Annotated in this window: 5 protein-coding genes; all 5 read left to right on the top strand. The window is 27.2% G+C overall.

Annotation, left to right across the window (positions count from 1 at the left end; genetic code table 11):
* The first annotated feature begins 142 nt into the window (after window positions 1-142).
* The 5 genes from asrC to KGF42_RS18530 all read left to right on the top strand — a co-directional run bounded on the left by asrC (window position 143) and on the right by KGF42_RS18530 (window position 6279).
* A complete protein-coding gene (gene asrC, locus KGF42_RS18550; protein WP_107595834.1) occupies window positions 143-1114 on the top strand; it encodes a sulfite reductase subunit C in 972 nt (323 codons plus the stop codon).
* A gap of 57 nt (window positions 1115-1171) precedes the next feature.
* Window positions 1172-1948, top strand: coding sequence for a formate/nitrite transporter family protein (locus KGF42_RS18545; protein ID WP_227826864.1), 777 nt, complete (start codon window positions 1172-1174; stop codon window positions 1946-1948).
* A gap of 274 nt (window positions 1949-2222) precedes the next feature.
* Window positions 2223-4241 carry an FUSC family protein gene (locus tag KGF42_RS18540; RefSeq protein ID WP_054274182.1) on the top strand — a complete coding sequence of 673 codons (2019 nt, stop codon included), beginning with the start codon at window positions 2223-2225 and terminating at the stop codon, window positions 4239-4241.
* 214 nt (window positions 4242-4455) lie between these two features.
* Window positions 4456-5313: an alpha/beta hydrolase gene (locus KGF42_RS18535; protein WP_227826863.1), complete on the top strand. Its 858-nt coding sequence runs from the start codon at window positions 4456-4458 to the stop codon at window positions 5311-5313.
* Between the two features lie 96 nt (window positions 5314-5409).
* Window positions 5410-6279 (top strand): radical SAM protein, encoded by an 870-nt coding sequence (locus tag KGF42_RS18530; RefSeq protein WP_199856133.1) that lies wholly within the window; start codon window positions 5410-5412, stop codon window positions 6277-6279.
* The last annotated feature ends 202 nt before the right edge of the window (window positions 6280-6481 follow it).

Genomic DNA, 6481 nt, shown 5'->3' with positions numbered 1-6481 from the left:
AAATAAATAACTTATGTAAGAACCGTAGGAACTATGGGGATAGCCTGTGGAGAATTAGTAAGACATATTTTAGTATGCAAAATTCTATGAAGCAGGAACCCTGTGACTTTAGTCATGGGAGGTTCAGTAGGGGGCGAAATTTGTGATAAGAGATTTAAATACTAAAAAAGTAATGAAAAATGCTTATAGGATTACAAAAACAAAATATGAGACTTCTTTAAGAGTTAGAATACCAGGAGGGCTTATTGACCCTGAGAGTTTAAATGTGGTTTCTAAAATTGCAAGTGAATACGGTAATGGACAGATACACATAACTACAAGACAGGGATTTGAAATACTGGGAATAGATATGGAAGATATGGAACAAATAAATAAAATTATACAACCTGTTATTGAAAAAATGAATATAAATCAAAGTGAGAAAAATGCGGGTTATCCAGCAGCAGGTACAAGAAATATAGCAGCGTGTATAGGAAATAAAGTCTGTCCAAAAGCTCAGTATAATACAACTGAATTTGCTAAAAGAATAGAAAAAGCTATATTCCCAAATGATTTACATTTTAAAGTAGCTTTAACTGGATGTCCAAATGATTGTATAAAAGCTAGAATGAATGACTTTGGAATTATTGGTATGGCTTTACCTATATATGAAAAAGATAGATGTGTAAATTGTGGAGCATGTGTAAAAAAATGTTCTAAAATATCTGTTGGAGCATTAAAGACAGAAAATAATAAAGTAGTAAGAGATGGAGATAAGTGTATAGGCTGTGGAGAGTGTGTACTAAATTGCCCAACAAATGCATGGACTAGAGATGAGAAAAAATACTATAGATTGGCTATAATGGGTAGAACAGGAAAGAAAAATCCTAGACTAGCAGAAGATTTTCTTTTATGGGCAGATGAGGATAGCATAATAAAGATAATACTTAATACTTACAAATATGTAGAAAAGTATATAGATAAAGATGCACCAGGAGGAAAAGAACATATAGGGTATATAATTGATAGAACAGGATTTATGGAATTTAAAAAATGGGCACTTGAAGGTGTTGAACTTCCAGAAATAACTAAAATGCACGAAAATATATACTGGAGTGGAGTTAAATATCTATAAATTAATTAAAACATATGTTTAAATAAATTAAAAATCTAATAGAAGGAAGAGGGAATTATGCATAAAGAGACTTTGGATAAATTAACTAATGCAGCTATAAATAAGATAAATTTATTGAACACGAGCAAAGTAAAGTATTTGGTATCTTCTGCGTTTGCAGGACTTTATGTAGGTATAGGTATACTTTTGATATTTACTATTGGAGGAATTTTGACTGATGCAGGTTCACCTATGACTAAGATAGTAATGGGGTTATCATTTGCAATAGCACTTAGTTTGGTTATAATGACAGGAACAGAATTATTTACTGGAAACAATATGGTTATGTCTGCTGGTATGTTGAATAAGGGGGTAAGTATAAAAGATACCTCTAAAATATGGGTATATAGTTGGGTAGGAAATTTAATCGGAGCTTTGATTTTAGGTCTTATATTTGTAGGAACTGGTCTAGTAGACAAAGGACCTGTAGCTGAATTTTTTGCAAATACAGCAGCTAGTAAAGCATCTATGCCATTTACAGCTCTTTTCTTTAGAGGAATTTTATGTAATATTTTAGTATGTGTATCGGTATTATGTTCGTTTAGAACTAATAGTGATACTGCAAAAATAATTATGATATTCTTATGCTTATTTGCTTTTATAACATCAGGTTTTGAGCATAGTGTAGCAAATATGACAATTTATAGTGTTTCATTATTTTCACCAGCAATAAGTACAGTTACTATTGGAGGAGCTATTTATAATTTAGTAACTGTGACACTTGGAAATATTGTTGGAGGAGCTTTATTTATGGGACTTGGAACTTATATATTGGGTAAAGAAAAACTTAACTAAATTTATTGTATAAATTATATAACTCTCTTAATAAATACAGTTTTAGTATTATTGAGAGAGTTATTTTTATTTTTTTTAAAAAATATTTGAAAGAAAAAAGATATGGAAGCTTATGAAGTTATATAGAGAATACATACAATAAAATATGTTATAATATGAACTATATATTGAAAAACATGCATAAAAGTTAGAATCCTACCGTAAAAAAGCTGATTTTGAATAAGGCAACAAATATGATAAAATTGGTCTTGTTGAAATTTTTAGGGGGGATATGATGACAAAAAAACTAGTAATATCAAAAACAAAATTGTTTATTTTTATAATAGCATTTATTTCTATATTTATATATCTATTTGGAAGTAAAAACACACTTATAGGTGTAGGTATAGTAACAGCTATGTTAACACTCTTAGAAAGAGATTTAACTATTTCTCCAATTAAAAATTTACTAAAGTATTTAGCAATAAATATAATTTTGGGAGTACTATCATTTTTTGCAGTACAAAATATGTATTTAGGAATTTTATTAAATTTTATAGCATTATTTATAATAGGATATGTATTTAGTTATGACCTAAAAAGAGCGGTATATGTACCTTTTGGTCTAATGTATATATTTATGGTAAGTATACCTGTAGGAGTAAGTGAATTTCCTATGAGATTATCAGCCTTAGCTGTTGGTGCAGTTATAATAATGGTTGCTCAGTTTGTTATGAATAGAAATAGAATGAAAAAGGTTGGAGATAAAGAACTTATATCTATATGTGATGAATTATTAGAAAAAATTAGCCTTTTAAAAAATATTATTAATGATGATAATTCTATAAGTAAATCTAATATGAGAAAAATAGATAGCTGTAATTATAGAATAAATTCTGTATCCAAAAGTCTGAAAATGGTTATTTTTGATAATAGAAAGGATGACTTTTATATCAGCATTAAAGGTATAGATATAATAAATATTTTATTTTCATTAGAAAGAATAAGTTTAATACTGGAAAGATATAAAAAAGATAGTAAGGAATTTGAAGATGAAGATATAAAACATATTCTAGAAGAAAGTAGCATTAATAGTAAAGTAGATGTTTTAGCTGTAGTAACTAAAGAAGTAAACTATATTAAGATGTGTTTAGAAAATAAAGATACGATAACTGATAAGGAGATATTAGGATTTAGAGATTATGTTATTGCTCAAAATACTAAAAATATAAATTTAAAAGAAATTTATAGCGTGTTAGAAAATTTATATGAGTTTTTAGTAGATTATAAAAAAGTAAAATCAAGAGATGAAAAGAGAGCTGAAAGAAAATCAAAGATACCTCATGAATTTAAACGACTATCAATATACAAGAAAAACTTTAATTTAAATTCTATAAGATTTTCTTATGCAATAAAGATTGCGTTAGCTACAGCTATAGCTGGTTTTATTATGGATTATTTCCACCTAAAAGATGGGAGATGGATAATGTTAACTGTGTTTTCATTAACACAACCTTATGCGGAAAATTGTATACAAAGGTCTAGAAAAAGAATAGAAGGTACACTTATAGGAGCTATAATATTTATTGTATTATTTTCAATAATAAAAGATAGTACACTAAGGTCGTTAATAGTTCTTTTAGCAGGATATATAAACTCTTATGTAGTTGACTATAGGAAATTAATAATGTGTGTAACCGTTTCAGCTCTTGGTTCAGCAGTAGTTATGGGAGACCCAAATGTTTTAACTATAAGTAGAATTTCATATGTGGCATTAGGAGCAATTATTGCATTAATAGTAAATAAGTTTATATTACCATATGATGCTAAAACAGGTTATCAACATGTTATAGACATGTATAAAGGAATAGTTAAGAATATAATTGATGAAGTAAATAATTCTATAGAAAATGTGACTGACGTTTACTATATAAAGAATTTATTATTAGTGCCATCACTTATTGAAGATAGACTTATGTTGATAAATGCTATATATAAAGATAAAAATCAAGAAGATTTCCTAGAAAATCAGAGATTACTAATAAGTAATATGTATAATTTATATATAAATATTAATCAGAATAAGATTGAAGATGAAGATATAGAAAAAATATTGAGAGATACTGATTATATTTCAAATTACAATGCAGATAAGTATGATGAAGGAAGAATGATAATTTTAGAGAGTATTGAAAATACTAAGAGTCTAGGAGACAAGATAATTTGTCTAAATTTGTTACAAACTTTAAATGGTGTTAAAGAAATGTATAGAATAAGCAATATATCTAGAGTTTCAATAAAAGAAGCAGCCTAGATATTAAACTATAGAATAGTCATATATTTAAAATAAAGTATATGACTATTTCTTTTATAGAATATTAAAAGAAAATATTATATAAAAAACAAAAATCATATGTTTATGAATTTTATATGAAAATAGTTAAAATATTGATTTTTTTCATTGGTTGAAAAAACAATTTACTTAGGATAAACTATAATAGTATTCAAATATTATGGGGGTTAGATTTATGAGTAAAGATGTAAAGGTAAAGCGTAATAAGAAATATGATACATTTAGTATAACTATGGAACTTGAGAGACCTTTACTTTATGATGAGGTTGAAAACAAAGATGATAAAAATAATAATAAAAAATTTAACATAAAGAATAAAATATTTAAGGGAATAGGTATACTATTTGTATTGATATTGCTTGGTTTTTTCATATGGATAAACAAAACATATGAACCTCAAAAACTAGCAAAAGAAGCTCTAGTCAGTAATAGTAAAGTTGAAGTAACAGTAAAGGAAAATATTTCATTTACACCAAAAGGAAGAAAAGTTTCTAAGGGTTTAATTTTCTACCCAGGAGCTAAAGTAGAAATAGAATCTTATGCACCACTTGCCAGAAAAATAGCAGAAAGTGGATATGAGGTTGTAATTGTAAAGATGCCACTTAATATAGCCATACTTGGAACCAATAAAGCACAGAAAGTTATGGATTCTTACAACAATATAGAACATTGGGTAATAGGAGGTCATTCATTAGGAGGAGTTGCAGCAGCAAATTTTGCACGTGATAATAAATTAATTGATGGAGTTGTATTTTTATCCTCTTATCCAATGGGGGATGAGCTGAAACTGTTAGGAAAAAAAGTTATATCCATATGGGGAAGTAAAGATGGCGTAGTCAATTTTAAAAGTCTTGTAGAATCAAAACAAAAACTCCCTGATGATACAACTTATGTTGAGATTGAAGGAGGAAATCATGCGCAATTTGGAGATTATGGAAAGCAAAGTGGAGATAATGATGCTATTATAAGTCAAGAAAAACAACTTAATATTACTGCTAATAGTATTATTAAATTTTTAAAGGATATATCTTAAACTAAAACTTAAAATTTATAATTATATAAAGTATTATTTTAAGTAAATATTAATAGTATAATAGAATGAAGATTTAATTACAAGGGGGATTTTAATATGGAATATGATATGCCACTTTATAGACCACCAAGTGAGGCTTATAGTCTTATAATACAAGTCACACTTGGGTGTTCTCACAACAAATGTACGTTTTGTAGTATGTACAAATCTAAAAAATTTAAAATAAAGCCACTAGAAGTAATAAAAAATGAAATTGATATATTTAGAAGACATTATAAACATGTAGAAAGAATATTCTTAGCCGATGGAGATGCATTGATAATACCAATGGAAAAACTAAGAGATATAATATTATATATAAAAGAAGTCTTTCCAGAATGTGAAAGAGTTACTATGTATGGTTCTCCTAAGTCTATAGAGAAAAAATCTGATGAGGAACTTAAAGAGTTAAAAAAACTTGGTGTTAAGATGATTTACCTAGGTCTTGAAAGTGGAAGTAATGAAGTATTAGAAGATATAAAAAAAGGATTTAGTAGTGAACAATTAATAAAAGTTGGTAGAAAAGTTAAAAAAAGTGGTATCAAATTATCAGCCACTGTAATAGCAGGTCTTGGAGGAACTAAAAAAACACACCAGCATGCAGTTGATACAGGAAAAATGCTAGGAGCAATTTCACCAGATTATGTAGGTGTACTTAGTTTAATGGTAGAACCTAATACTGAACTTTACGATTTACTTAAGGCAGGAGAGTTTACAATACTAGAAGATAAGGCCGTGTTACAAGAAATTAAAGAGATGATAAAGAATATAGATGCCAATGGAAAAATTGTATTTAGAAGTAATCATGCATCAAATTATGCTAACTTGAAAGGTGTATTACCTGATGATAAACAACGTCTAATTGATGAGATTGATTACTACCTAAGTAACCAAAAACTAAAAAGAGAAGAATATAGAAGACTGTAGTTTTTGTAAAAATTAAATATTTTGTAGGGATAATTTTATATATAATAAAAAGTAAAGTAACTTCGTGTAAAGTTAGAGTCTGGAAATATTTATGTGTATTCTTTAAATAAAAATTTATTTTTTAAGTGATAATTAAACATTTATTTGTAAGGCTATGGCTTTAAAAATCATAGCCTTATTTTGATATTTTTTCCATTTTTGC

Source organism: Clostridioides sp. ZZV15-6383, assembly GCF_020657735.1.
Classification (GTDB): Bacteria; Bacillota; Clostridia; order Peptostreptococcales; family Peptostreptococcaceae; genus Clostridioides; species Clostridioides difficile_D.
Note: the sequence above shows the minus strand (reverse complement) of the source record. Positions and strands in the feature narration are given on the sequence as shown.